Genomic DNA, 25,723 nt, shown 5'->3' on the forward strand with positions numbered 1-25,723 from the left:
CCCGATATTGACGACATATTTTCTTGAACTTCATGGCGTTTACGCACCTACTACGGCCATGATCCTGCGCCTGTTTCTGATCCTGAGCCTGCTGGCCGCCTGTGGCCGTCCGCTGACCGATGCGGAGCGTGCTTTCGCAGACACCATCCACGGCGATCAGCTGAACCATCAGCGGGTGCGCTTGATTGACGGGGCGCCGACCCGCGCCGTCACCTTCAAGCGCAAAGCCCGGCCACGCACCACCTGCCGTGAGCGCATCCTGCCGCCCCCGACCAGCGACACGATCACCGCCAAACCGGCGGCAGTTGCCCTGTGGCAGAACGTTCTGTTCGACAAGGACTGGTATCTGGACGATTACGTCCCCGCCTATCCGCAAGAGATCAACCTGATCGCCGCCATGTTGCTGGCCCATGAGTTGACCCACGTATGGCAATGGCAGAACCGGGAGGTCACCGGATACTCCCCTCTCAAGGCGGCCCGCGAGCATCGGTTCAGTGACGACCCCTACCTCTTTGACGTGTCGGCGGAACGGAAGTTCCTCGACTTTGGTTTTGAGCAGCAAGGGTCCATTGTCGAGGAATTCGTATGCTGCCGGGCGCTGGACCCTCAGGGCGGGCGGACACAGCGCCTGCACACCCTGATCTCGCAGGCAATGCCCGTCTCACCCCTGCCGCAATCCCGGCAACATGACGTGCGCTTGCCATGGGATGGCGTGCAGGTGAACGGGATCTGTGCGTAATCCAAATCAGAAAGATGGAGGTGCCGGAATGGCCCAATATGCCGTGATCATGCTGCTGGCCGGTATCGGCATCCCGATCCTGGCCGCGCTGAATGCCGCGCTTGGCACGCGGCTGGGCAGTCCTGCTGCTGCTGCGACCGTGCTGTTTGTCATCGCCTTCGGGACGGCAGCCGTTATCTTTTTGCTAACGGGCGCGCAGGGGCTGTCGAAATTATCCGCTGCGCCAAAACACCTTTTGCTGGCTGGCGTTCTGGTCGCGTTTTACGTGCTGAGCATCACCTATATCGCCCCACATTTCGGCGTCGGGAACGCGGTGTTCTTTGTGCTGCTGGGCCAGTTGATCTCGGCTGCCGCAATTGATCATTTTGGATTGTTCGGGGCGCAGGCCACGTCGCTGGGTCTGACCCGGATCGGTGGCATCGCGCTGATGGCAATGGGCGTGTGGTTGACCCAACTCGCCTGAGTTATTCCGCGATGCCAGCCAAGTCCTGCGCTTGCGCCCACGCAGCCGGGTCCACATCAACAGGATCAGCCAGAAGACGGTTTTGTCCCGGCATGCGGCCTGCACTGTCTTCGGCAAGAAACGTCTCGAACTGCGCCAGGCGATCCGAGAAGACACCAGATGTGCTGGGATCGATGAGGATATAGAACTGCCCCAGGTCATGTGGCGGCCCTTCGGCTGCTTTCAGGGGCTTCACGTCCCGGCTGAGCACGCCCCCCGTGAGACCGGCAGTCAAAAGCTCGACCATCACGCCAAAGCCCCATCCCTTGTACCCACCCGTTGACACAAGTGACCCCGCAAGTGCCGCTTCCGGGTCGGTCGTGGGAGCGCCATCAGCATCCAAGGCCCAGCCTTCCGGAATTGCCTCACCTGCTGCCTTGGCCATCGTGATTTTGCCCAAGGCCACCGTTGTTGTCGATTGATCGAACTGCATGGCAAGATCGCCCTGCCCGTCCGGAACGGAAAAAGCGATCGGATTGGTGCCAATCATACGTGTCTTGCCCCCGGGTGGCGCGACAATAGGAGAGGCATTTGTCATACCCAAACCGATCAGGCCCGCGCGGGCAATCTGTTCTGTGAAATATCCCAGCGCGGTGCAGGTATGCGCATGGCCGATGGCAAGGCTCGCAATGCCAAACTGCCGTGCCGCATCCAGCGCAGGTGCCAATCCGTAGGCAAAGGCCGGCTGGGCAAACCCCATCAAAGCATCCACCTGGATAGCCGCAGGGCGCTGTGCCGTGACCACCGGCACCACGTCACCCTTGACCCGGCCGGTACGCAATTGCTGGCAATAGCTTTCCAGGTAGTACAGCCCGCAGATCCGGTTCCCTGCCGCCTCGGCTTGCGCAACGGCGCGTGCAACCTCTGCCGCCGGAAAGGCGGCGGCCCCGTGCGCCATCAGTGCAGCCTGCACGGTGCGCTCAATCTCTGCCCTGGAAATGTCAGGCATCGTTCTTCTATCCCCCACGGTCTTTGCCGCGAGGTCAAGAAAAAGCAAACCGGAAGGCAGCCGTCAAGCTGCCGATTGCTTGCGGGGCTCTTTCAACGATAGCGGGAGAAGGCGACTAAGGACCACACCGCAATCATGAAGGACCGGTCAAATGCCCTTCATCAAGTCGAACCGTGCGGTCCATACGCGCCGCGAGGTCCAGATTATGTGTTGCGATCAGCGCGGACAGGCCCGTATCCCGCACCAGCGCCATCAGCGCATCAAAAACCTGGTCCGATGTTGCCGGATCCAGATTGCCCGTCGGTTCATCCGCCAGCAGCAAGGCCGGACCATTGGCAAGTGCCCGGCAAAACGCCACGCGCTGTTGCTCGCCTCCGGACAGTTCCGCCGGGCGGTGCGCAGCGCGATGGGCCACCCCCACCTTGTCCAATAGCGACAGTGCGCGCGCCTCTGCATCTGCCCGGGCTAGCCCTGACGCCAGCTGCGGCAACGCAATGTTTTCGATGGCTGAAAACTCGGGCAGCAGATGGTGAAACTGGTAGATGAACCCGACCTCTGCCCGGCGGGCCAGCGTTCTGCGCCGATCCGATTGCCCGGTCATGTTCTGGCCATTCAGCGTCACCGTGCCTGCATCGGGTGTATCCAGCAGCCCGGCGATATGCAGCAGCGTCGATTTGCCTGCACCAGAGGGTGCGACCAGCGCCACAACCTCGCCCCGCTGCACCTCCAGATCGACGCCACGCAACACATCCACCTGATTGGGCAGGCCCGCATTGTAAGACTTGGCGATCCCCGCCAAGGACAGGACGACGTCACTCATAGCGCAGCGCCTCCACCGGGTTCATGCGGGCCGCACGTCGGGCCGGGAAAATGGTCACGATGAAGGACAGGCCCAGCGACAGCGTGACGGCGCTGAGTACATCGCGCAGATGCAGCTCGGCTGGCAGTGCGTATATGCCCCGGATCGAGGGATCCCATACGCCACCTCCCATCACGTAGTTCACGAATGAAAAGAGCGGATCGATATAGATGGCAAAGAGGCAGCCCAGGATCACGCCCATGGCTGTGCCGATGATCCCCGTGAATGCGCCGCAGATGAAAAACACGCGCAGCACCGATCCTTCGGTCAGGCCCATCGTGCGCAGGATCCCGATGTCGCGCCCCTTGTTCTTGACCAGCATGATCAGGCCCGAGACGATGTTCATCGCCGCAATCAGCACAAGGATCGAAAGGATGATAAACATTACATTATCCTCGACCTCGAGCGCACGCAGGAACCCGCCCGACGCGTCCTTCCATGTCCAGACCTGTCCCCGTTCACCGGCTGTTTGCAAAATGGCCGCCGTGTATCGGTCGACGGCTTCCGGTTCATCCACCATCACCTCGATCTCGTCGACGACACCCTCGCGGTTGAAGTAGCTTTGCGCTTCGGCAAGTGGCATGTAGATGCGCACGCGGTCGATATCGTAGCGCCCCGCGGAAAAGATGTAAGTCACCTCGTAGGCATTGATGCGCGGGCTGGTGCCAAAGGCGGTGCGTACCCCGTTCGGTGAAATCAGCTTGATGCGATCCCCCACCTGCGCGCCCAGCTCCTGAGCTACACCCGCCCCGATGGCGACGCCCTGATCGTACCGGGCAATGTCGCCTTGGGACGTTGCGGGGTCTGCGATACGCGGCAGACCGGCGAGATCTTCGGCACTCATGCCCAAGACCTGTACACCCGCATTGCGGCTCCGCAGATTTGCCATGACCTGCCCCCGCACAAGCGGCGCGGTGCGTACAACACCCGGTAGCTCGGCAAGGGCGGCGGCCCTGGCCTCGTAATCTGCAATGGTCCGGTCGATCCCGCCCGTATCCGTCACTTCGCCGATCTGGTAGACGGTGACATGCGCGTTGGCACCGAGAATGGTATCCACGAACTCGGCCCGAAATCCTGACCGCACCGCCAATGTTGCGATCAGCGCAAAGACGGCGAGCGTGATGCCGATCAGGCTGATCCAGGTCATGGTGCTCACCCCACCTTCGGCGCGGCGGGCACGCAGGTAGCGCCAGGCGATCATCCACTCGAATGGGGCAAAGGGGGCGGTTGGTTTGGCCATTTACGGCTCCTGCTCGGGTTGGGACGAGATGTGGCGGGGTCCGCCCCCAAGGTCAAGTCCCGCGCGCAGGTTGCCGCCGTCCGAAGGGCCACAGCAAGAGCTTGAGCGCGGCCCAGACGGTCACGAGTCCGGTGAGAAGGCCGGTTGCGGCAAAGATCCCCCCGGCCGCCGTCAACGGCACCGCAGGTTCGAAACTGGACAGGGCCGCCGCGGCCACTTCGGTATCTCTTGATCGAGCCACGTAATATGTGCGCAGGAGGGGACCCGCGTCATTCAGCGCAATCAGGTCCATGCGCAGTTGGTCATAGCGACCAAATGTGCGGGTCATGTCCGCCCTCCGGCGATCCAGAAACGCCGTGCCATGCATCTGAGCGAGGGCTGCGGTCCGGGTCAGTCCCTCGGCTAGGGCAGACGCATCGAAATCTGCCACCACCTCGGCCAGAGCATCAACCGCGCCGCCAAGACGTTGCCGGTATTGCTGGGAAAACTCGGGCAATTGCGACGCGAGCGTACCGCCCACTACGCCGCCCGCCAGTACAAGCACGCGCAGGATCATGGACGCTTGCCATAGACAGCGGCACTGAGCGCCATGTCCAAGCTCCCCATAGCATCCCCGTCCAAACAGGCGTCGTAGAGAGCGATCACGCTGACCTTGCCCTCCCAGATGACCGCAAAGCTGCCGATGTTGAGACGTCCGGGAAAGCACAATGCCCCAAAGTGCCAGAAGTTGTGACCATCCTGGAAGGGTCGAAACACCATGCCCATACCGTAATAGGCACCGCCGCCCAGCGCGACATGTGGCAGGGCAAAGGGATCGTTGGCAACGCGGCTGCCCGGTCCGAAATGCGTCTGGAGGAATGTCAGGTATCCGTTGGGGTCCGACGCCAGACCGCCCCAAGGCTGGAACACGCCGGCACGGTCTCCGGGGTGAATGCTTGCGGGCAAGTCCAGCAGGTCGCGACACGCGTCGAAATAGGACATGCCCGTGACGTCTTCGATCACCAGCCCCAGCAGCGCGTAGTTCTCATTGTTGTATTCGTATGCGCCACGGGTTCCGGTCTGCGTGGGCCGGGCATTCACCAGATCCAAAACTTGCGCGCTGAAATGGCCATTCCGGGCCGTGGTCTGGCCAAGCCACCCGAGCATGGCCAATTGGGTAACATCCGGAGCAAGGCCCGACGTGTGCGTGACCAGCTCTGCCACCGTCACATCCGGCGCGGGACTGACGAAATCCCGCAGGGAGTCGGACCATTCAAGACGGCCCTCATCCACCAGATGCATAACGCATATGGCAGTTATGGACTTGGATACGCTTGCCAAGTCGCCCGAACGGATCACGCCGTCAGCAGTGTCGTTGTACAGATCGACGTTCCAGGTGCCGTCCGCCCCGAACACGCCAGATGCCATAATGCCGGACGTACCCTGCGCGGTCAGCCAGTCTGCAAAGGCGGACTCAAGTTTGCGGTGAACGGAAGCGGGTGTGGCGTCATCGCTGCTGGCAAGCGTGGGCAGTGCCAGCAGCGCCGCACATAAGACCAACCTGAAAAGAGCCTGCATTTGCATCAGGTTATCACAACCCCGCGTAAATCTCCGCCACTTTCTTCACTGCCTCTTCGGGCGGCAACTCTTCGCTTTCGCCGGTCCGGCGCGAGGTCAATTCAACCACGCCGTTCTTGAGGCCGCGCGGCCCGACAGTGATCCGCCAAGGCAGACCGATCAGGTCCATGGTGGCAAACTTGCCGCCCGCCCGCTCATTCCGGTCGTCATAGAGCGGCTCAAGCCCCAGTGCCGTCAGGCTGGCATATAGCGCATCACAGGCGGCGTCCGCTTCGGCGTCGCCCTGTTTCAGGTTCACAATCCCGCAATGATAGGGCGTCACGCCTTCGGGCCAGATGATGCCGTTGTCATCATGGCTGGCTTCTATGATGGCGCCCATCAAGCGACTGACCCCGATACCGTGGCTGCCCATATGCACCGGCACTTGTTTGCCGTCCGGGCCCTGCACAACCGCGTTCATTGCTTCCGAGTACTTGGTTCCGAAGTAGAATATCTGCCCAACCTCGATCCCCCGGGCCATGCGTCGGCGCTCTTCTGGAATTTCGTTAAACAACGCCTCCTCATGGGTTTCATCCGTACGGGCGTATTTCGAGGTGAACTCCTCAAGTACAGCCTGGCATTGTTCGACGCTGTCATAGTCGATTTCGCGATCCCCGAATGTTAGGTCGGTGACTGCGCTATCATAGAAAACTTCACTTTCGCCGGTATCTGCCAGCACAAGGAATTCGTGCGTGTAGTCACCGCCAATCGGGCCACCGTCAGCCCGCATCGGAATCGCTTGCAGCCCCATGCGTTCATAGGTTCGCAAATAGCTGACCAAATGGCGATTGTAGGCGTGAAGCGCGTCTTCCTTGGTCAGGTCGAAGTTGTAACCGTCTTTCATGAAGAACTCACGCCCGCGCATCACGCCGAAACGTGGGCGGATCTCATCCCGGAATTTCCACTGGATGTGGTAGAGCGTCAGCGGCAGGTCCTTGTAGCTGCCGATATGGCTGCGGAAGATATCCGTGATCAGCTCTTCGTTCGTGGGACCATAGAGCATGTCGCGGTCATGCCGGTCCTTGATGCGCAGCATTTCCTGACCGTAATCATCATACCGTCCGCTTTCGCGCCACAGATCCGCCGATTGCAGCGTGGGCATCAGCATGGGGATGTGACCCGCGCGCACCTGTTCCTCGTGCACGATGTTTTCAAGCTTGCGCAGCACCTTGAAGCCTAGAGGCAGCCAGGAATAGATACCTGCGCTTGATTGCTTGATCATGCCCGCACGCAGCATCAGGCGGTGACTGACAATCTGCGCCTCGCTGGGGTTTTCTTTTAGCACAGGCAGAAAATAACGGCTCAAACGCATATGCGCGCTCCCTCACAAGATTTCGACCTGATTAGGACAAAGGCGGCACACCCGCAACGGCCCCTTCGGCGTTTCGGAAAAAACCCACGGAGTGACGTCAAGGCTCACTCGGGATCCCAGCACATCACCACCCCCCTTGAAGAAACAGGCAAAACGCCGCATCTGTTAGCACGACACTAACTACGGAACACACATGGCACTGCCCGTCCGCGAACAGTTCAAGTATTGGGGGATCGCGGCGGCGATATTCTTTCTGCTGCTCTATGCACTGGGGGATCAGTTGCTGCCGTTCTTTTTGGGTGCAGCCATCGCATATTTCCTGGACCCCGTTGCCGACTGGCTAGAGGCACATGGCTTCAGCCGGGCCGTCGCGACTGGCATTATCACAATCAGTGCCATCGTCATCTTCGTGATTTTGGCATTGCTGGTGATCCCGCAGCTGATCGAACAGGCCATCCAACTGTTCAATGCCGTACCACAACTGGCGCGCGATCTGGGCACATTCCTGACCGAGCGCTTCCCAAGCCTGTTGGACGAAAGCTCGACCGTGCGGCAGAGCCTCAATTCTCTGGGTCAAACGATCTCGGAGCGAGGGGGGCAACTGCTTGAAACCGCCCTGACGTCGGCAGCCAGCCTGATCAATATCATCGTCCTGTTTGTCATCGTGCCGGTTGTTGCGGTGTATCTGCTGCTGGACTGGGATCGGATGATTGCCCGCGTGGACGAGTTGCTGCCGCGCGATCACGCGCCGGTCATCCGCCGCCTTGCTGGTAACGTGGACAAGACCCTTGCCGGGTTTATCCGGGGAATGGGAACCGTCTGTCTGATCCTTGGCGCCTATTATGCAATAGCGCTCATGCTGATCGGATTGCAATTCGGGCTGGTGGTTGGGTTCGTCGCTGGTTTGCTGACCTTCATTCCTTATGTCGGCGCCATTGTTGGGGGCTGTCTTGCCGTGGGCCTTGCCCTGTTCCAGTTCTGGGGCGAATGGTGGTGGATTGTCGCCGTCGCAGTTGTCTTTCAGATTGGCCAAATTGCCGAAGGAAACTTTCTGACCCCGAAACTCGTGGGTAACAGCGTGGGCCTGCATCCCGTCTGGTTAATACTTTCCCTATCTGTTTTCGGGGCACTGTTTGGCTTTGTTGGCATGCTGGTGGCGGTCCCTATGGCAGCAGCACTTGGGGTGCTCGTCCGCTTCCTGATCGAGCAGTACCGGTACAGCCGCCTCTATACCGGCATCAGCGGTGCCGCCGAGCCGGAAGCCGAGGACTAGTCCCATGGCCCAACAGCTTGGGTTTGATCTGCCGGTGCGTGTCGCGCTGGGGCGCGACGATTTCCTGGTTGCGCCATCCAATGCCGTGGCCCTTTCAATGGTCGATGCCTGGCGCCAATGGCCGCTGAACAAGCTTGTTCTGACCGGCCCGGAAGGCGCGGGCAAAACCCACCTGACCCACGTGTGGGCCACCGACAGCGGTGCACAGATCGTCGCGGCCACCGCGCTCGACAATACAACGATCGACACTTTGTTTGACGGCCCCATAGCCGTCGAGGATGTCGACCAGATCGCGCAAGACGACAATCGGCAAACCGCCTTGTTTCATCTGCACAACGCGCTCCAAGCGGCTGGCCACCCATTGTTGATGACTGGGCAGACTGCGCCCAATCTGTGGCGATTGTCCCTGCCCGACCTGCAAAGCCGTGTAGATGCGGCAGGGCACGCAGCACTCGATGCCCCGGATGACAGCCTTCTTGCTGCTGTTCTTGCAAAGCTCTTTTCCGATCGTCAGCTCACACCGCGTCCCGACGTGATCCCGTATCTCGTGACGCATATGGAGCGCAGTTTTGCCGCCGCGCGGAGGATTGCAGCCGACCTTGACGCTGCCAGTCTTGCCCAAAAAAAGCCCATTACGCGGAACCTTGCCGCTGCCTGTCTGGACAATCAGGGGGGATCCGGCGGATAAGTGTCATTCAACGTTTACACCCCGTCGACATAAGCCGCGCATGACCAACGCTGATTTCCTCGGCTCGGATTTTCCCGAGCCAATTTCGCTGCCAGATCTTGATACAACCGGCCCAGGCCGGTTCTTTAACCGTGAACTCAGCTGGCTTGGGTTTAACTGGCGCGTGTTGGAAGAAGCCGAGAACCCACGCGTGCCGCTTCTGGAACGCTTGCGTTTCGTATCAATCAGTGCCGGTAACCTAGACGAATTCTATACCGTGAGGGTGGCCGGTCTGCGAGAATTGGCCATTGCGGGCAATTCCACGCCGGCGGCCGACGGGCTGACACCGGCAGAGCAATTGGTGCTCATCAACGAAAACGCCCGCCAACTCATCCTGCGGCAAACCAAGGTTCTGGCCAGCCTCAAGGCCGAAATGGAAGAGCGCGGTATTTCAATTCTCACGCGCGATGATCTGACCGAAGATGACACTGAATACCTGTCAGAGGTTTTTCTGAACCGGGTCTTTGCTGTTCTGTCCCCGCTGGCGATTGACCCTGCGCACCCGTTTCCGTTCATTCCCAATACCGGATACGCGCTGGCGCTGCAGCTTGAGCGCGCCAAGGACAAGCGCGCCTTGCAGGCTCTGCTTCCAATCCCTGGGCAAATCGACCGTTTTATTGCCCTGCCCGGTTCAGGCCATCGGTTTCTGCCGCTTGAAGAACTGCTTGTCCTTAACATCCCAAGCCTGTTCCCCGGCTACAAATTGAAATCCCATTTCGGGTTCCGGGTGCTGCGCGACAGCGATCTAGAGGTCGAGGAGGAAGCCGAAGACCTTGTCCGTGAATTCGAAGTCGCGCTCAAACGCCGCCGCCGGGGCGAGGTTGTCCGCCTGACCCATTCCGCAGGCGCACCCAAAGCCCTCAAGGCGGTCATCATGGGAGAACTGGGCGTCAGCGATGCCGAGGTGATTGAGGTCGAGGGTATGCTGGGCATGTCCGACCTCAGCGAACTGGTACTTGATGATCGCCCCGATCTGCTTTGGCCGTCGTTTACCCCTCGGGTGCCTGAACGGGTCACGGACTTCGAAGGTGATATGCTGACGGCGATCCGGCAAAAGGACATGCTGCTGCATCACCCATACGAAACCTTCGACATGGTGGTGCGTTTCCTGCAGCAAGCAGCGCGTGACCCGAATGTGGTGGCGATCAAGCAGACGCTCTACCGTACATCCAAGAATTCGCCCATCGTCGAAGCACTTTGCGAGGCGGCCGAAGACGGTAAATCCGTTACCGCACTGGTGGAACTGAAAGCCCGGTTCGACGAAGCCGCCAATATCCGTCAATCCCGCCGCTTGGAGCGCGCAGGCGCCCACGTGGTTTACGGATTTCTCGACCTCAAAACCCATGCCAAGATCAGCACAGTCGTCCGGCGCGAAGGCAAGGAACTGGTTACCTATACCCACTACGGCACCGGCAACTATCACCCGATCACGGCGCGTATCTACACTGACCTGTCACTGTTTACGTGCGATGCCAAGCTGGGGCGCGATGCGACAAAGGTATTCAACTATCTCAGCGGTTATGCCCCGCCAGAAGGCCTGGACAACCTCGCCATTTCGCCCACTACCTTGAAGCCGCGCCTACTGGACATGATCGCCGCCGAAGCCGATTACGCACGGGCGGGCAAACCTGCAGAAATCTGGGCCAAGATGAATTCGTTGATCGACAGCGAGGTGATCGACGCGCTTTACGCCGCCAGCCAGGCCGGTGTGAAGATCAGCCTCGTCATCCGCGGTATCTGCGGACTGCGGCCCGGCATCCAGGGGTTCTCCGAAAACATCCGGGTCAAGTCGATCGTGGGTCGCTTCCTCGAACACAGTCGCATCGTCTGTTTTGGCAACGGTCACGGCCTGCCGTCAAAAAAGGCACGGGTTTTCATCTCGTCTGCGGACTGGATGGGGCGCAACCTGAACCGGCGCGTCGAAACCCTCGTCGAGATCGAAAACAATACGGTCAAGGCACAGATCGTGAGCCAGGTCATGGCGGCGAACCTTGCGGACGTGGCGCAAAGCTGGGTCATGGCACCCGATGGTACATGTACACGACCGGAATTGCCCGCAGGCACGTTCGCGTTCAACTGCCACAGGTTCTTTATGGAAAACCCGTCCCTTTCGGGTCGTGGATCAGCAGGTGCTGCAGACGTGCCCAAACTGACCCACACCGAAGACTGAAGCAGCGTAGGGGTCGGTGGGTGGGCGCCTTTCGGCATATGCCGAAACAGAGCCACCCAGCCGACCACATCATTGACCCACGCGACAGGCTGGTCCATCAACAAGCATAAACAGGTACCACGGGGGGGGCCATGAACGTTTCTGTATCGCCAGAGTCAGGCGACGGCGGCCTGTTTGGGCGCCCTCTGTTTGATGACCCGTCAGCGCGCGCGCTGTCGCGCGTGGGTGTGGTCGATGTGGGATCAAACTCTGTCCGACTTGTGGTTTTTGATGGGGCTGCCCGCTCGCCCGCTTACTTCTACAATGAAAAAATCATGTGCGCCTTGGGCGCTGGCATGTCCGACACCGGGCACCTGAATCCGCAAGGCAGGGTGCGCGCGCTCGAAGCTCTCAGACGCTTCCAACGCCTTGCCGAAGGCATGGGGCTGTCCGATCTGTCCGTCGTCGCAACAGCGGCAGTTCGGGACGCCACCGACGGACCCGATTTCTGCGCGGACGTTCTGCGCGAAACCGGGCTTTATGTAAGCGTCATTGACGGGCGCGAGGAAGCGCGGCTCTCGGCGCAGGGTGTGCTGCTGGGATGGCCGGGTTCCTATGGTCTTGTCTGTGACATTGGCGGCTCTTCCATGGAATTGGCCGAAATCTCGGACGGTATCGTGGGCAGGCGCGTCACCTCTGACCTTGGACCATTGAAACTGCAAACGGTCAAAGGCGGCAAGAAAGGGCGGCGTAACCATATCAAGGCCGTCATTGAACGCCTGCAATCAGAAATGGGTCCGCAACGGGATCGCCTGTTTCTGGTGGGAGGCTCATGGCGCGCGATTGCGCGGGTGGATATGCATCGGCGCGGCTATCCGTTGAACGTCCTTCACGAATACCGGATGTCACCGCAATCGGTGCAGCGCACCGCGAAGTACATCAAGGAACACGACGACCACGACGCGTTGCGGGGTGAATGTGGCATCTCTTCCGCACGGATGACGCTTGTGCCGCTGGCCGTCGAGGTCCTTGCCCGGTTGGTCAAGACTTTCCGCCCGAAGGATATCGCCGTTTCTAGCTACGGCATCCGCGAGGGGATGCTGTATGAACAGATGCCTCAACGCCTGCGCGACCGTGACCCTTTGATCGAAGCGTGCCGCTTTGCCGAGGCCAAGGACGCGCGCATGCCCGGTTTTGGCAAGCTGCTCAACCAGTTCATCGAACCCATTTTCAAATCCGCGCCGCTGGCCCGCAAGCGGCTGATCAAGGCGGCCTGCCTTTTGCACGACGTCAGTTGGCGGGCGCACCCGGACTACCGAGCCGAGGTTTGCTTTGACAATGCCACACGCGCCAATCTTGGCGGGCTCAAACATTCCGAACGCATCTTTCTAGGTCTCGCCCTGCTCCACCGCTACACCAACAAACGCGAAGGCACCCATTTCGAAGAGCTTTATGATCTGATCGACGAAAAGATGCAGCGTGACGCAGAAATTCTGGGCAAGGCGATGCGCTTCGGCGCGATGCTGTGGATGGAAAAAGACGCCGAGCGGGGCGAGTTTCGGTGGTTTCCCAAGAAACGCGAGTTGGAACTGCACCTGTCTCCTGACGCCATGCCCCTGTTTGGTGAGGTAGCCGAGGCGCGGTTGAATTCACTTGCCTCGTCTTTGAATGCCAGTGTTACCGTAAAGAAGCGGCGGCACTAGATATCGATCTGGGCATCGGGGTCCGTTTCAATCTCTGGTCCCTGCGGCGCTTTACGACGGATGATAATATCCCCGTTTTCAAGCATCTCGGGCGGGTGATAAACGCTCCAATCCTCGACCTCTTCAAGAAGATCGCGCAAAGCGGGTCCCATCTGGGCCGTGAAGTCACGCAAGGCAGGACCAAACTCCTCCGCCATATCCTGCAGCCCGTCCATCGCAGGCTCCATCTCGCGCATCAGCCCTTCCATCAGCATCTGTGCGCCGCGTTCCATCAAGGATAGACTGCGATCTTCATCTGTTTGCTGTGCAGCGACGGGGGCCGCCAACGCAATCAGGCAAAGGGCAACAGCAATCTGTTTCATGAGCCTCATATGGGGATTATAGCACGATATCCAAGCTGACGGGGAAATGGTCAGACGCGATGACAAGGGCATCGCGCAGCGCAGGCTGCGCCCAACAGGCCGGGTCGTCAAGTGGGTGCCAGATGCGCCAAACCGGTGTCCGCGCGGCAAGATCAGGCGATACCATGATATAGTCCAGCAGCGCCTGCAAAAATCGCTTTTCGGGCCTGATCCAGAAGCGCGCCGTTGTTGGCGTGGCGCCTAAACGACGCTGCAAAGCCTGGCGAGCATGCGGATCAAATAGAGCTGTTTCGCCCTCGCCCATGATGATTTCGACCGATGAGCGGCCAAACAGGTTCTCGTACTCATCCAAGCCCGGACCGTCGTTCAGATCACCCATCAAGACCACCTGATGTCCGTCCTCCAACAACCCATCAATTCGCGCGCGCAACCAGATTGCTTGCGCCAGCTGTTTGCGCCTGTTGGCAATCGAGATGCGCATGACCTCATCCCGGTTGTTTGCACCGTGCGGGGCTTTGGATTTCAGGTGCGCACCGATCATGCGCAGCGACAAACCTTGCGCCGTTTCGACCTCAAGTTCGAGCGGGGGTTTGGAGAACACCACCTCATCCTGTGTCGCATCGATATCCAGATCGATCTTGAAACGCCCGTCGAACCGCGGCGCATCCTGATGGATCAAGGGGTCATGAAGAACTGTGAGTTTGTCAGGGTCATACAGCAACGCAATCTCTTGCTGCGTGTCGTTCGAAAAGCCGATGACAGCGCGGCGCGCGCGCAAGTCGGCAAAGCGGGCAAATGCTTCGAGTGCTTTGACCGTGTCCCTGTTTCGGCTGTTGTCCGGCGCCTCAATGACCATGACCGCATCCGCATCAAGGGTCTGGAACACAGTGCGTAGAGCGTTCGTCTGGGCCGCCCGGGTCACGTCATAGCGCGACGACCAACCGTTGTCGTTCAGAAGCTCGCCATCCTCGTCGAACAGGCTGTTCATCCACTCGATATTGTAAGTAACAAAGCGCATCAATCGCGGCTGCCCAGGATCTCTTCCCACGCGCGGTTGATGTCCATCATGCGCTTTTCGGCCAGACGCACCGCCTCTTCGGGGACCCCGCGGGCCATCATGGCGTCTGGGTGGTTTTCGCGGACCAACTTGCGCCATGCCTTGCGGATATCATCAATTGACCAAGCAGGATCGACCCCAAGGACAGAATAGGGATCAGGCGTTGCATCCGGTACAAACCGCGCCCGCAGCGCGCGAAAGTCAGAGTCCGAAATGTTAAAGATGTGCGCCACTTCTTCCAGAAACGCATCTTCGTTCGGATGATAGAACCCGTCGGCCATGGCGATGTGAAACAGACCTTCGATCAGGTCAGTCAGCGTTTCCGGCTGGCTTGAGAACATCGCATGGATGCGCGTGGCATAGTCTTCGAACCCGGCCACGTCCTGCCGGGCAAGGTTGAACACCTTGGCAGCCCCCGCTTCGTCCTTGTCAGCGATGTGGAACACTTCGCGAAAGGCAGTGACCTCGTCCCGCGTCACCTGACCGTCCGCCTTGGCCATCTTTGCACCAAGCGCAATCACGGCAATGGCAAAGGCCACGCTGCGTTCGGGTGGCGCGCGCAGCTTGTCAAAAACCTCCGCCAGACCTTCGCCTGCGGTCAGCGCTGCCAGCGCGTCTGATATGCGAGCCCATAGAGACATTGGGCGAGCCTATACCCTATCCTGCGGCTTGGCGCTGGCACTCACGGTCGCACCCAGTTGCTTTTGCATCAGGATCAAATCCAGCCAGATACCGCCCTTGCGGCCGACCTCGGGCATTCTGGCAACCGTGTCGTATCCCATGGCTTTGTGGAATGCGACGGCCGCCGGGTTTACGCTGCTGATCGCAGCCACCGTCACATGATGACCAGCATCGCGCGCGCGGCCTTCCAAGGCCGACAGCAATGCCCTGCCCCATCCCTTGCCACGTGTGTGCTTTGCCAAAAAGACGGTATGTTCAACCGTTGCTGCGTATCCGGGACCACCGCGAAACTCACCATAGGTGGCAAATCCGTCCTTCTCCGGCAGCACCAGCACCACGCGATCTCGGATCATGGCTTCGATCTCGGCCACGGTTTTCAGTGTGGTGGTGAACGTGATGTGCGTGTGCGCAATCACGTCATTCCAGATGTCCGTGATCCAGCGTGCATCGTCTGGTGTTGCATCTCGGATCACAGCGAACGTGGCCCATTCGGCGTATCAAAGGCTGCATGCAAAGCAACCGGTCCAACCTCTACCGCAACCCGATCATCGCTCAGGTGCCGGGCAAGCGCAGCTGCCAAAGCTTCACCATTAGGATGCACCAATGTGAACCGGCGCAGACGCACACCCGTTGGTTTCAGGTTGGCGGCGGGATGTACGCCCTCGGGCCATTCGATCAGGGCAGGCCACAGATTGTCGAATGGGGTTGTGCCATCCGCCGACACCGCCATGCGCCACGAGAGTGCGTCGCGGCTGACCGACACCGGCGCCCCTGCCCCGTCCGGCATGTCGGCAAGGGCCGCGTCCATATCCGGAACGGCGCAGGCCCAATTGGACAGGCCGGCATCACCCGCATACCGGTCCAGATCATACCACCGTGGACGGGTGGGTGCAGGCACCGCCGGGTTCGGCGCGATGGCTTCAAGATAGAGCCCATCTTCCAGCCCCATCAGCGCGTTGTGCGTCTGAAACACCGCATGCGCACCGCCGGGCTGCATGAAAACACCCAGCGCATCCTGCACATGGGCGCGCGCGGCGCACAGATCGGTTGATCCGACAACAAGATGGTCAAACAGCATCCGGGCCTCCTGCTCCGCATTGGCGGACCGCATATCGGGTTCCAAGAGTCGATGTATCGCAGCCCTGGAAACGGAAATGAAGAGGCTTCGCTGTTCGGTGGTGGACGGCATACATATGCCTCGAACAATCCGCCCGGTGCCGAGGTTATCAGCGCCCGCTCAGAAAACAGAAGCAATGGCCGCCTCGTGCGAGGCGGCCCTCATAGATCAAGCGGCAGCCTCACCACCCTGCAGGATGTTCAGGATATGTTGCGCGGCATCCGGGATGTTGGTGCCCGGACCAAAGATCGCCTTGACGCCTGCGTCATAGAGATACTGGTAGTCCTGCTGTGGGATCACACCGCCGCAGATCACGATGATATCCTCGGCGCCCGCGTCCTTCAGCGCCTGCACCAGTTGCGGGGCCAGCGTTTTGTGCCCGGCGGCCTGCGAGGAAATCCCAACAACGTGCACGTCGTTGTCGACGGCGTCCTGCGCCGCTTCGGCCGGGGTCTGGAACAGCGGGCCGACATCCACGTCAAAGCCGATATCGGCAAAGGCCGTCGCGATCACCTTGGCGCCACGGTCATGCCCGTCCTGCCCCATCTTGACTACCAGCATGCGTGGGCGGCGGCCCTCAACCTCGGCAAAGTCTTCCACCGATTTCTGAATGGCAGCGAACCCTTCGTCGCCCTCGTAGGCGGCACCATATACACCAGCGAGTGTTTTCACCTCGGCCCGGTGGCGCCCGAATTCCTTCTCCATCGCCATGCTGATCTCTCCCACCGTTGCACGTGCCCGCGCCGCTTCAACCGCGGCCTCCAAAAGGTTGCCGTCCGCTGCGGCAACGGCGCTCAGCGCATCAAGCGCGGCTTGGCACGCCTCTTCGTCCCGTTCCGCCCGGATACGCGTCAGACGCGCGATTTGACTGTCGCGCACGGCTGCATTGTCGATATCGAGGATGTCGATTTCGTCCTCTTTCTCGAGGCGGAACTTATTGACGCCCACAATCACCTCGTCACCGCGATCGATCATTGCCTGACGCTTGGCCGCGGCTTCTTCGATCCGCAGCTTGGGCATGCCGGAGCCCACGGCCTTGGTCATGCCGCCCATCTCCTCGACCTCTTCGATCAGCTTCCAGGCTTCTTCGGCCAGGTCGTGGGTCAGCTTTTCGACATAGTAGGATCCGGCCAGCGGATCGACCACGTTGGTTACGCCCGTCTCGTTCTGAAGGATCAGCTGCGTGTTCCGGGCGACCCGGCTGGAAAACTGTGTGGGCAACGCGATGGCTTCGTCAAAGCTGTTGGTGTGCAGCGACTGTGTGCCGCCCAACACCGCGCTCATCGCCTCGAACGCGGTACGAACCAAGTTGTTGTATGGGTCCTGTTCCTGCAGGCTGACACCGCTGGTCTGACAATGGGTGCGCAGCATGGAGGACTTGGGGTTTTTCGGTTCAAACTCGGACATGATGCGGTGCCACAGCAGTCGCGCAGCGCGCAGCTTGGCCGCTTCCATGAAGAAGTTCATGCCGATGGCAAAAAAGAACGACAGACGGCCTGCGAACTTGTCAACGTCCATGCCACGAGCGATGGCGGCGCGCACGTATTCACGCCCGTCCGCAAGGGTAAAGGCAAGCTCCTGCACAAGGTTCGCGCCAGCCTCTTGCATGTGGTAGCCCGAGATGCTGATCGAGTTGAACTTGGGCATGTCGTTCGAGGTGTATTCGATGATATCCGCGATGATCCGCATGCTTGGTTCGGGCGGATAGATATAGGTGTTGCGAACCATGAACTCTTTCAGAATATCGTTCTGGATGGTCCCGGACAGGGCCGCGCGGTCCACGCCCTGCTCTTCTCCCGCGACGATGAAGTTGGCGAGGATCGGGATAACCGCGCCGTTCATGGTCATCGACACCGACACCTTGTCGAGCGGGATACCGTCAAACAGAATCTTCATATCCTCGACACTGTCGATGGCCACGCCTGCCTTGCCGACATCGCCGACAACCCGTTCGTGGTCGCTGTCATAGCCGCGGTGCGTTGCCAGATCGAAGGCGACCGACACCCCCTGCTGCCCCGCATCCAAGGCTCGGCGGTAAAAGGCATTTGATTCTTCAGCCGTGGAAAAACCGGCATATTGCCGGATGGTCCATGGACGGCCTGCATACATCGTCGCCTTCACCCCACGGGTGAAAGGGGCCTGACCGGGAATGGTGCCAAGGTGATCAACATCAGCCAGATCATCTTGGGTATAGATCGGGGCGACATTGATGCCTTCGAGCGTCTCCCACGTCAGATCATCGACCGGACGGCCGCGCAGCTCGCCCTCAGCCAGGTTCTGCCATTCGTCTTTCTTGGTCGTCATGTCCTTGTCCTCTTGTCAGCGGACCATGCGGCAGGGTTTGCGCCGCTCCTCTGTGGCCCAAATCCTCTGTCAGTGTTGCTAGTCCGTCGGCACCGGCGGTGAGCCAGTGGATGTCGTCCATATACGCCTCGCGCATGGCGGCAGTCGCCGCTGGGTCGAACGGGGCCCATCGCGAAGCGAGCCCACTGATCAGCCCTGGATTGTCGCCCCGATCGGCGAGCACATTACGCAATTCAGACGCTGTCGGCGATCGGTTCAACCAAGTCTCGGCCGCGTTGCGTGGGCCATGCAAGCCCGTCACGCCTTGGAACATTGCATCAGGCCGACCTGCGGTGCGTTCAAAGGGGACGATGACGATCTTTGCCCCCGGTACGGCGCAGGCGACATCGGCAATAACATCACGCCAGCTGCGTGGACCAAAGGCCACACGCAGCAGTTGATCCGGCTCGAGTATCGTATGCCCGCGCGCCACGCAATATGACGTGGCCGAGCTCCAGTAGTGGTTCAGCGCCCGTACCGACATCACGACCGTGTCGATATGCCCATCGAAGGCAGTAGCATAGCGCGCCATCCGTTCGCCGACGTCACCGTACAACGACCGGCTGCGCATATTGCGGCGCATCGTGCCCAGCATGTTTTCATCCGATACAAGGAGGGTCTTGATTCCGTTGCGTTCGGCCTTGTTCAATTGCAGCAGGACCCGCCCGCGCGCTCGACGTGCTGACCGATGCCCGCCCCCCACGCCTGGCTGGATGCCGGCAAACAGCCCTTTTCGGGTGCGCAGCGGCCCCCAAAACCCGATGCGACGTGTGCGCATGAAATCAGAATCCCGGCGGATGTAAGCCTGGAAAGAAGTCGTTCCGGTGCGATGTGCACCAATATGCAAGATGACCTTCATGCCGTTTGTGTCCTTTACCATGGCCGCACGTCGCCCGGCAAAACCCCGGCGATCATGGTTAAGGCGTCGCACGCAAAGGCTTGCCGAGCGATTAAAGCTAAAATTGACGCGAGCAGCCGTCGTAATTGCCGAAAAAGCCGCTACATTGGAGAAGGCAGGAGGGCAGATGAAACACGTATTACCCATTGTTCTGGTTGGTCTTTTCGGCGGCTCGGCTGTCATTGCGGAAAGCGGAGATACGGCCGCATCTTCCATCTTCATCACAACCGATGTGCAGGATTTGAACGAATTCGTCTGGGAAAACCGGCCTATCGTCGTGTTCGCTGACAGTCCGAATGACCCGAACTTCCGACAACAGATAGAGTTTCTGGAAGAGCGCGCCGACGAGTTGGCTGAGCGCGATGTGGTTGTACTCACGGACACCGATCCGTTGAAAGATAGCGCCTTGCGCCAGAAATTGCGCCCGCGTGGTTTCATGATGGTGCTTGTCAGCAAGGATGGCAGCGTATTGCTACGCAAACCTTTCCCCTGGAGTGTACGCGAACTGATGCGCAGCATTGATCGACTACCGAGTCGGCAACGCGAAATCCGCGAAAGACGGGAGTCTGACGGTTGAGCGATTGGGGCCGCTGCTGTGAGGTTTTGAATGTCACAATCAACGGGCCTGCGGAAAGCACATGCACCCCACGGCTTGGCTGAAGACCAGCCAGTTATGTGGGACGCAAAACTCACTCGAATTCCATGATCACATCATCAACGGCCAGACTGTCGCCAGCGCCCGCATTGATCTTGGACACGATGCCCTTCTTCTCGGCGCGCAGGATATTCTCCATCTTCATCGCCTCGATCGTGCATAGGGCCTGACCCTCTTGCACTTCGTCGCCTTCGGCCACATCGACCTTCACAACAAGGCCGGGCATGGGGCATAGCAGCATCTTCGATGTGTCTGGCGGCGTCTTTTCCGGCATCAGGCGGGCAAGCTCTGCCTGACGTGGCGAACGGACATGCACCTTGAGATCCGCGCCACGGGTGCGGATGCGGAAACCGCCCGACACCTTGCCGACTTTCAAAACCAAAGGCGCGCCATCTACCGTCATCTCGGCCAATTGATCGCCTGGTGTCCAATCACCGGACACGCGCAGGGCCGACCCACCATCGAAGGCCACGGTGGCGCCCTCGTGGTCTGCGTCGATTACGACGTCATAGGACAGACCTTGGAGGCTGACATTCCAGTCCGTGCCAACCTTACGCTCGTGATTGTCCATGCGGCCCGACACGCGTGCGCGCCGGATTTCGGCCACGCGGTGCATGGCAGCACAGGCCGCCGCGATACGGCGCAAGTCTGTTTCCGACAGTTCGACCCCTTCGAAACCATCGGGATATTCTTCGGCAATGAAGGCGGTTGTCATATCGCCCGAAACAAACTTCGGATGGTCCATGACAGCGCTCAGGAATGGTAGGTTGTGACCAATGCCCTCAACCTCGAAGCTATCAAGCGCAACGCGCATTGCTTCAATCGCTGTGGCCCGGTCAGGACCCCAAGTGCACAGCTTGGCGATCATCGGATCGTAATACATGCTGATCTCGCCACCCTCATAAACACCGGTGTCGTTGCGCACCACGATGCTGTCCGGCGTCACACCGGGGGTGTAGCTTTCGGTCTCGGCGGGCGGACGATAGCGCGTTAAACGGCCAATCGAGGGCAGGAACCCGCGATAGGGATCCTCTGCATACAGCCGGTTTTCGATGGCCCAACCATGCAGCTTGACGTCATCCTGCGTGATCGACAGCTTTTCGCCAGCCGCGACGCGGATCATCTGTTCCACAAGGTCAACGCCGGTGATCAACTCGGTCACCGGATGTTCCACCTGAAGGCGCGTGTTCATCTCGAGGAAATAGAAGTTCTTGCTGCCGTCCACGATGAACTCGACAGTGCCCGCGCTGGCATAGCCCACGGCCTTGGCCAGTGCCACGGACTGTTCGCCCATGGCCTTGCGTGTGGCTTCATCCAGGAAGGGCGACGGGGCCTCTTCGACCACCTTCTGGTTCCGGCGTTGGATCGAACATTCGCGCTCTCCCAGGTAGATGCCGTTCCCATGGCTGTCGCACAGCACCTGGATTTCAATGTGACGTGGCTGGGTCACGAACTTTTCGATAAAGATACGGTCGTCACCAAAACTGTTGGCCGCCTCGTTCTTGGACGACTGGAACCCTTCGCGGGCTTCCTCATCATTCCATGCGATCCGCATCCCCTTGCCGCCGCCGCCAGCCGAGGCCTTGAGCATCACGGGATAGCCAATCTCGTTCGAGATTTTCACAGCTTCGTCTGCGTCCTCGATCAGGCCCATGTAGCCCGGCACCGTGCTGACGTCTGCCTCCTGAGCGATCTTTTTCGAGGTGATCTTGTCGCCCATGCTCTCAATCGCACCTTTGGGCGGGCCGACAAAGGCGACACCAGCAGCATCCAAGGCCTCGGCGAACTTGGCATTCTCGGACAGGAAGCCATAGCCAGGGTGCACCGCCTCGGCCCCTGATTGTCTGATCGCATCCATCACCTTGTCGATGACGATGTAGGACTGGTTCGCTGGGGGCGGTCCGATATGGATCGTCTCGTCCGCCATCTTGACGTGCAACGCCTGCGCATCCGCGTCAGAATAGATCGCAACAGTGGGAATCCCCATCTTGCGCGCTGTCTTGATCACACGACAGGCAATCTCGCCCCGGTTGGCAATCAGTAGTTTCTTGAACATGGGGCCTCACTTCTTTGGGTCCTGGAACGCAAAACACCGCCCTGCCCGAAGACAGGACGGCGTTCCGCGTGTGATCTGAAATTGCGCGCGTGGCGCGGGAGTGCCTTAGCAGCGGCTTGGGTATTGGTCGCAGTAAAGCACGTTGGCGCCGGCACCAACGGCTGCGCCTGCAACCGCGTTACCTCCGAGCACCGCGCTTCCGACACCACCGGCGGCACCGCCGAAAACAGCCTGCTCACCGACAGTGTCACCACATGCCGCCAGTCCGAAGGCTGCGGTCGTGACAAGAACAAGGGATTTAATACGCATGTGGGTCTTCCTTTATTTGACACCTTTGTGATGTGACAAACGCGATCCCGGATCAACGACCCACGATTAGAAGGAGAAGAATGCGCATCCCGCCGCCGAAACAGGCGTCCATTGGCACGTGACTGCCGATAATCAGTTGCAGCGCGCCGTGTCGTAGATCTGACAATAGGCAATTCCGCCGACGGCGCCGACAACAGCACCCGTGCCAACGTCACCGTTAAAGAGGGCTGTACCTGCGGCGCCGACGACAGCACCCGATAGCGCCTGTTCACCAATGGTATCGCCGCAAGCGGCCAACCCAAGCGTTGCGACAAGGGCAACAGAGGCAAATTTAAATGACATGGTATCGGTTCCTTCTCAATCTCTGGATTGGAGTTAGGAACTGATCGATCCAGAATAAAGCGATCGGGTCTGACACAATCAAACGCTATTGCGTGACACGCTGTAACATCATCCCGCATCTTTTTGCGCTGACACAAAAAAAAGGTGGGCAGCATAACATCTTGCGATATTCGCTGCCCACCAGGGGAAGGGGTACGGAAATGGTACACGGCGCCGCAGATAACCTGGGGAAGCGGCTCCGTAAGATCACGCTCGCATGCTTTTTCCCTGCACACAAAGGGCATACCTCCAGCTAGGCGGGAATGAGCCGGGATTCGCCAATAACGGGAATTCGGTGGCGGAAAAGCGCCGAGAATTACACGGTTACTCATCCCAAATCCTCATCGAACGCATCGGGAAAGGAGGTACGGGCCAAGCTCTCATCAATTCGCAAAAGTGCTTCGTAATCAGCGGGATCGAACGGATCGGTGGCCGGAATCACTTCCCGGCCAAACAGCCAGGACAGGCGGCCCGCATCCAAATTTCCACGTTCAAAGGGCTCAGACCCGAAATGCACCCAAAGCGCAGCCAAAAAGGCTGCATCGGCGCGCCTGTCAGCCGACTTACGATCACCAAAACGTTCGCGCCGCTGAAGCGGTGTCACCCCTTTGGGATTTGGACGACGAATGGTGAATTGGAAATCTGTACCGGTCAAACGACCGGGAAAACCGCGATGTTTCAGCATGTGCTACCCCCCACGGCAAAGGGGGATGTCAGGGCGGGCTGAAACGCCCGCCCTGTAGAATTATTTGAACTTGCCGGTGTGGACAGGCTCTTGGCTGATGGGCTCAGGCTCGACAACCACGAAATCGTCGTCGTTGTTGTTGCGGCCGCAGGCTGCAACCAGAACCATGAGGCTAACCATGCCCAAAACTTTGATGCTCTTCGACATCCGTCTCTCCTGTAGTCAACTTCCGAACATGCAAAATCGCATGCCCTATGCGAGGTAACGCGGTCTTGGGGACCGCTCTTTCGGGCTATACGTGATTTTCCGGGGGAATGATATGGGGCCACACAGGCTTGCGCGGGTTGTGGCCTCAATGCCGCATATGCAAAAATCCGCTTGCGCATCAAAACGCCTCCCAAACACAACCGTCCGTCTCTGGACGGAAGGCTTCAAAAAACTGGGTTGCCTCTGGATCAGACGTGCCAAACGGCACCGGGCGGTCCATCAGCGAAATGACCACCACATCCGCCGTCAACTCAAAGTCGGTCAGATAGGTCATCGCAAAGTCGTCACACAGCGCTTGGAAATCACCTTCGGCTTGACCGTAACTTACCGTGCCAGTGTCCTTGGCAATCTCGGGCGCAATGAACCGGAACCGCACCCAATTTTCCGCCCCAACCGCATCAAGCAGAACCTCGGACAACGATACGGGCTGGCCCGACGGGACCTCTTGCGCAAGTGCAGTTGAGGCAGCGAGGCAAAGTGCGGATACGCAGCCCCGGACCCAAGACCGTTTCCGGCTTCGGGCTCCTCCCTCCGGGGCTGCTGTGCGTGCGGTGATAACCCGTCGCACTATTCCATTCGGCTCTGTATGTTGCCGATCACCACTCATCGTGCATCTTCTTCTTGCGTTGTAAAGTCTGCAGGCGCAGTGATTTCGATCAATTCGAGATCATCAGAATGCTTGACTTCGCGGTGTATGATCCCGGGGGGCTGCAAAACGCACGAGCCTGCACGCAGCACATGCTCGCCCTGCCCCTCATATTCAAAGACGACCCACCCGTGCGTGACATAGACCATCTGGAAATCCAGATCATGGCTGTGCCACGTGCCCGGGCTTTCCATGCCAGGCACGGCACGGATGACATGTGCGCCGTACGCACCGTTTGTCGCCTCGACGATGCCGAGTTGACGGTACTCAAAGAACGGGCGCAGCCCAGCACCTTCGAACGCACTGTTATCTGCATGACTGATAGCAAACGCCTGATTCTTCCAAAGGCTCATGGCGCGCCCCCTGCAGATCGCACCCAACGCGCACGGTTCTTCGGGTCATCCAGAACCGCCTGCGCCCGCGATGTTACGGCTGCCGGTACCGGACCGGTAACACGCCCGCCCGCCAGCACCCGCCAACCATTCGCAACCCGCTCCAAACGTACGACGGGTGAAAACCCCCGCAACCTTTGCAGCGCCCGCCACAGATCTTGGCGTATCTGATGCGCCAGACGCACGGCCCTGCCATCAGGCAAGTCCGTGCGCACCACGAAATCAAAGCGCGGCGGCAGATGGCGGCACAGTGTGACGCTGGCACCGTCGCGTTGGATATGCCAGCGCTTACCCATGGACACAGCACCACGCGGTTTTGCCGGCGCTGAGCGGCGATGTTTTGCAGGGCCTTATAATCACCGTCCAAAGAACCTGATGCCGCGGCAGTTGGCATTCGTGAATGCGGGCTGGACCTCGATCTCGGATCGCGATTTCGGCACGAAATCTCCGGAATTGGCAACACGCGGCCAGAACAGACGAATGACAATCCGATTGTAACGTTGCCCCGCAAGCTCTTGCTTGATCGTTGGCAAGAAGGTCTGGCAGATGCCACGCATCCGCTTACCGACGACCTGCCGTGACCCTGAAAACGTCCCGAACATTGCCACGTCGATCTGACCTGCTGCATTCCTCGAAGACTTCGAACTTGCCCCATCATCACGGGTGAGTGTGGTCGTGATGGACGTTGAACCGATATCCAGCAAGCAACCGTAGGCCCCGTCACCCAAATCAAACGCTTGCTTACCACGACAATCCCGTTCCTGTTGCGCCAGGGCAGGAACCGCAAAACATACGAACACAACTGTTAAAATGAACCGCACATAC

At 59.5% G+C, this 25,723-nt stretch carries 29 protein-coding genes; 7 read left to right on the plus strand and 22 right to left on the minus strand.

What is annotated here, in order from left to right:
* Positions 1 to 58: 58 nt before the first annotated feature.
* Both Q1A75_RS12365 and Q1A75_RS12370 read left to right on the plus strand, forming a co-directional pair.
* Positions 59 to 739, plus strand: coding sequence for a hypothetical protein (locus Q1A75_RS12365; protein WP_299553930.1), 681 nt, complete (start codon positions 59 to 61; stop codon positions 737 to 739).
* Positions 740 to 767: 28 nt separating this feature from the next.
* Positions 768 to 1,202, plus strand: coding sequence for a DMT family transporter (locus tag Q1A75_RS12370; protein ID WP_299553933.1), 435 nt, complete (start codon positions 768 to 770; stop codon positions 1,200 to 1,202).
* A gap of 1 nt (position 1,203) precedes the next feature.
* Here the strand turns inward: Q1A75_RS12370 and Q1A75_RS12375 are convergent, their stop codons facing one another.
* The 6 genes from Q1A75_RS12375 to proS all read right to left on the minus strand — a co-directional run bounded on the left by Q1A75_RS12375 (position 1,204) and on the right by proS (position 7,197).
* Positions 1,204 to 2,190, minus strand: a complete 987-nt coding sequence (locus tag Q1A75_RS12375; RefSeq protein WP_299553935.1) for an Ldh family oxidoreductase — start codon at positions 2,188 to 2,190, stop codon at positions 1,204 to 1,206.
* A gap of 133 nt (positions 2,191 to 2,323) precedes the next feature.
* Positions 2,324 to 3,010, minus strand: a complete 687-nt coding sequence (locus Q1A75_RS12380) for an ABC transporter ATP-binding protein (RefSeq protein WP_299553938.1) — start codon at positions 3,008 to 3,010, stop codon at positions 2,324 to 2,326.
* Positions 3,003 to 4,289, minus strand: a complete 1,287-nt coding sequence (locus tag Q1A75_RS12385; RefSeq protein WP_299553941.1) for a lipoprotein-releasing ABC transporter permease subunit — start codon at positions 4,287 to 4,289, stop codon at positions 3,003 to 3,005. Before Q1A75_RS12385 ends, Q1A75_RS12380 begins: the two co-directional genes overlap by 8 nt.
* Before the next feature lie 52 nt (positions 4,290 to 4,341).
* On the minus strand, positions 4,342 to 4,845 hold the full coding sequence (locus Q1A75_RS12390) for a DUF2937 family protein (protein WP_299553944.1): 504 nt from the start codon (positions 4,843 to 4,845) through the stop codon (positions 4,342 to 4,344).
* Positions 4,842 to 5,846 carry a serine hydrolase gene (locus tag Q1A75_RS12395; RefSeq protein ID WP_299553947.1) on the minus strand — a complete coding sequence of 335 codons (1,005 nt, stop codon included), beginning with the start codon at positions 5,844 to 5,846 and terminating at the stop codon, positions 4,842 to 4,844. Before Q1A75_RS12395 ends, Q1A75_RS12390 begins: the two co-directional genes overlap by 4 nt.
* A 13-nt stretch (positions 5,847 to 5,859) precedes the next feature.
* Positions 5,860 to 7,197, minus strand: coding sequence for a proline--tRNA ligase (gene proS, locus Q1A75_RS12400; protein ID WP_299553950.1), 1,338 nt, complete (start codon positions 7,195 to 7,197; stop codon positions 5,860 to 5,862).
* 193 nt (positions 7,198 to 7,390) lie between these two features.
* Between proS and Q1A75_RS12405 the strand changes: the two genes are divergently transcribed.
* The 4 genes from Q1A75_RS12405 (at position 7,391) to Q1A75_RS12420 (ending at position 13,049) form a co-directional block, all read left to right on the plus strand.
* On the plus strand, positions 7,391 to 8,470 hold the full coding sequence (locus Q1A75_RS12405; RefSeq protein WP_299553953.1) for an AI-2E family transporter: 1,080 nt from the start codon (positions 7,391 to 7,393) through the stop codon (positions 8,468 to 8,470).
* Positions 8,471 to 8,474: 4 nt separating this feature from the next.
* Complete coding sequence (locus Q1A75_RS12410) at positions 8,475 to 9,158, plus strand: DnaA/Hda family protein (protein WP_299553956.1); 684 nt, start codon at positions 8,475 to 8,477, stop codon at positions 9,156 to 9,158.
* A 40-nt stretch (positions 9,159 to 9,198) separates the two neighbouring features.
* Positions 9,199 to 11,367 carry an RNA degradosome polyphosphate kinase gene (locus tag Q1A75_RS12415; protein WP_299553959.1) on the plus strand — a complete coding sequence of 723 codons (2,169 nt, stop codon included), beginning with the start codon at positions 9,199 to 9,201 and terminating at the stop codon, positions 11,365 to 11,367.
* 131 nt (positions 11,368 to 11,498) lie between these two features.
* A complete protein-coding gene (locus Q1A75_RS12420; RefSeq protein WP_299553962.1) occupies positions 11,499 to 13,049 on the plus strand; it encodes a Ppx/GppA family phosphatase in 1,551 nt (516 codons plus the stop codon).
* On the opposite strand, the gene Q1A75_RS12425 is transcribed toward Q1A75_RS12420, so the two are convergent.
* From Q1A75_RS12425 to Q1A75_RS12455, 7 genes are all read right to left on the minus strand, one after another.
* The gene (locus tag Q1A75_RS12425) at positions 13,046 to 13,411 is read right to left on the minus strand and encodes a hypothetical protein (RefSeq protein ID WP_299553965.1); all 366 of its coding nucleotides are present in this window, start codon (positions 13,409 to 13,411) and stop codon (positions 13,046 to 13,048) included. The two genes, Q1A75_RS12420 and Q1A75_RS12425, sit on opposite strands and share 4 nt — an antisense overlap.
* Before the next feature lie 16 nt (positions 13,412 to 13,427).
* Positions 13,428 to 14,429 carry an endonuclease/exonuclease/phosphatase family protein gene (locus tag Q1A75_RS12430; protein WP_299553968.1) on the minus strand — a complete coding sequence of 334 codons (1,002 nt, stop codon included), beginning with the start codon at positions 14,427 to 14,429 and terminating at the stop codon, positions 13,428 to 13,430.
* Positions 14,429 to 15,109: a molecular chaperone DjiA gene (locus tag Q1A75_RS12435; protein WP_299553983.1), complete on the minus strand. Its 681-nt coding sequence runs from the start codon at positions 15,107 to 15,109 to the stop codon at positions 14,429 to 14,431. Before Q1A75_RS12435 ends, Q1A75_RS12430 begins: the two co-directional genes overlap by 1 nt.
* 9 nt (positions 15,110 to 15,118) lie before the next feature.
* Complete coding sequence (locus tag Q1A75_RS12440) at positions 15,119 to 15,622, minus strand: GNAT family N-acetyltransferase (protein WP_299553984.1); 504 nt, start codon at positions 15,620 to 15,622, stop codon at positions 15,119 to 15,121.
* A complete protein-coding gene (locus Q1A75_RS12445) occupies positions 15,619 to 16,227 on the minus strand; it encodes a VOC family protein (protein WP_299553986.1) in 609 nt (202 codons plus the stop codon). The genes Q1A75_RS12440 and Q1A75_RS12445 overlap by 4 nt, the downstream gene beginning before the upstream one ends.
* 207 nt (positions 16,228 to 16,434) lie before the next feature.
* Positions 16,435 to 18,570 (minus strand): methylmalonyl-CoA mutase, encoded by a 2,136-nt coding sequence (gene scpA / locus Q1A75_RS12450; RefSeq protein ID WP_299553988.1) that lies wholly within the window; start codon positions 18,568 to 18,570, stop codon positions 16,435 to 16,437.
* Positions 18,533 to 19,489 carry a hypothetical protein gene (locus Q1A75_RS12455; RefSeq protein WP_299553990.1) on the minus strand — a complete coding sequence of 319 codons (957 nt, stop codon included), beginning with the start codon at positions 19,487 to 19,489 and terminating at the stop codon, positions 18,533 to 18,535. Before Q1A75_RS12455 ends, scpA begins: the two co-directional genes overlap by 38 nt.
* Positions 19,490 to 19,634: 145 nt before the next feature.
* Here Q1A75_RS12455 and Q1A75_RS12460 point away from each other — a divergent pair, with 145 nt between their 5' ends.
* A complete protein-coding gene (locus Q1A75_RS12460) occupies positions 19,635 to 20,084 on the plus strand; it encodes a DUF4174 domain-containing protein (RefSeq protein ID WP_299553992.1) in 450 nt (149 codons plus the stop codon).
* Positions 20,085 to 20,196: 112 nt separating this feature from the next.
* Here the strand turns inward: Q1A75_RS12460 and Q1A75_RS12465 are convergent, their stop codons facing one another.
* The 9 genes from Q1A75_RS12465 to Q1A75_RS12505 form a co-directional block, all read right to left on the minus strand.
* A complete protein-coding gene (locus Q1A75_RS12465) occupies positions 20,197 to 22,218 on the minus strand; it encodes an acetyl/propionyl/methylcrotonyl-CoA carboxylase subunit alpha (protein WP_299553994.1) in 2,022 nt (673 codons plus the stop codon).
* A gap of 105 nt (positions 22,219 to 22,323) precedes the next feature.
* Positions 22,324 to 22,527, minus strand: coding sequence for a hypothetical protein (locus Q1A75_RS12470; protein ID WP_299553996.1), 204 nt, complete (start codon positions 22,525 to 22,527; stop codon positions 22,324 to 22,326).
* A 132-nt stretch (positions 22,528 to 22,659) separates the two neighbouring features.
* Positions 22,660 to 22,869 carry a hypothetical protein gene (locus Q1A75_RS12475; protein WP_299553998.1) on the minus strand — a complete coding sequence of 70 codons (210 nt, stop codon included), beginning with the start codon at positions 22,867 to 22,869 and terminating at the stop codon, positions 22,660 to 22,662.
* A 367-nt stretch (positions 22,870 to 23,236) separates the two neighbouring features.
* Positions 23,237 to 23,593: a hypothetical protein gene (locus Q1A75_RS12480; protein ID WP_299554000.1), complete on the minus strand. Its 357-nt coding sequence runs from the start codon at positions 23,591 to 23,593 to the stop codon at positions 23,237 to 23,239.
* A gap of 60 nt (positions 23,594 to 23,653) precedes the next feature.
* Positions 23,654 to 23,800, minus strand: coding sequence for a hypothetical protein (locus tag Q1A75_RS12485; protein WP_189369029.1), 147 nt, complete (start codon positions 23,798 to 23,800; stop codon positions 23,654 to 23,656).
* A gap of 178 nt (positions 23,801 to 23,978) precedes the next feature.
* Complete coding sequence (locus tag Q1A75_RS12490; protein WP_299554002.1) at positions 23,979 to 24,467, minus strand: DUF6497 family protein; 489 nt, start codon at positions 24,465 to 24,467, stop codon at positions 23,979 to 23,981.
* A complete protein-coding gene (locus tag Q1A75_RS12495) occupies positions 24,464 to 24,859 on the minus strand; it encodes a cupin domain-containing protein (RefSeq protein ID WP_299554004.1) in 396 nt (131 codons plus the stop codon). Before Q1A75_RS12495 ends, Q1A75_RS12490 begins: the two co-directional genes overlap by 4 nt.
* The gene (locus tag Q1A75_RS12500) at positions 24,856 to 25,194 is read right to left on the minus strand and encodes a hypothetical protein (RefSeq protein WP_299554006.1); all 339 of its coding nucleotides are present in this window, start codon (positions 25,192 to 25,194) and stop codon (positions 24,856 to 24,858) included. Before Q1A75_RS12500 ends, Q1A75_RS12495 begins: the two co-directional genes overlap by 4 nt.
* A gap of 60 nt (positions 25,195 to 25,254) precedes the next feature.
* A complete protein-coding gene (locus tag Q1A75_RS12505) occupies positions 25,255 to 25,719 on the minus strand; it encodes a hypothetical protein (RefSeq protein ID WP_299554008.1) in 465 nt (154 codons plus the stop codon).
* Between the last annotated feature and the right edge of the window lie 4 nt (positions 25,720 to 25,723).

The organism is uncultured Tateyamaria sp. (assembly GCF_947504105.1).
GTDB lineage: Bacteria > Pseudomonadota > Alphaproteobacteria > Rhodobacterales > Rhodobacteraceae > Tateyamaria.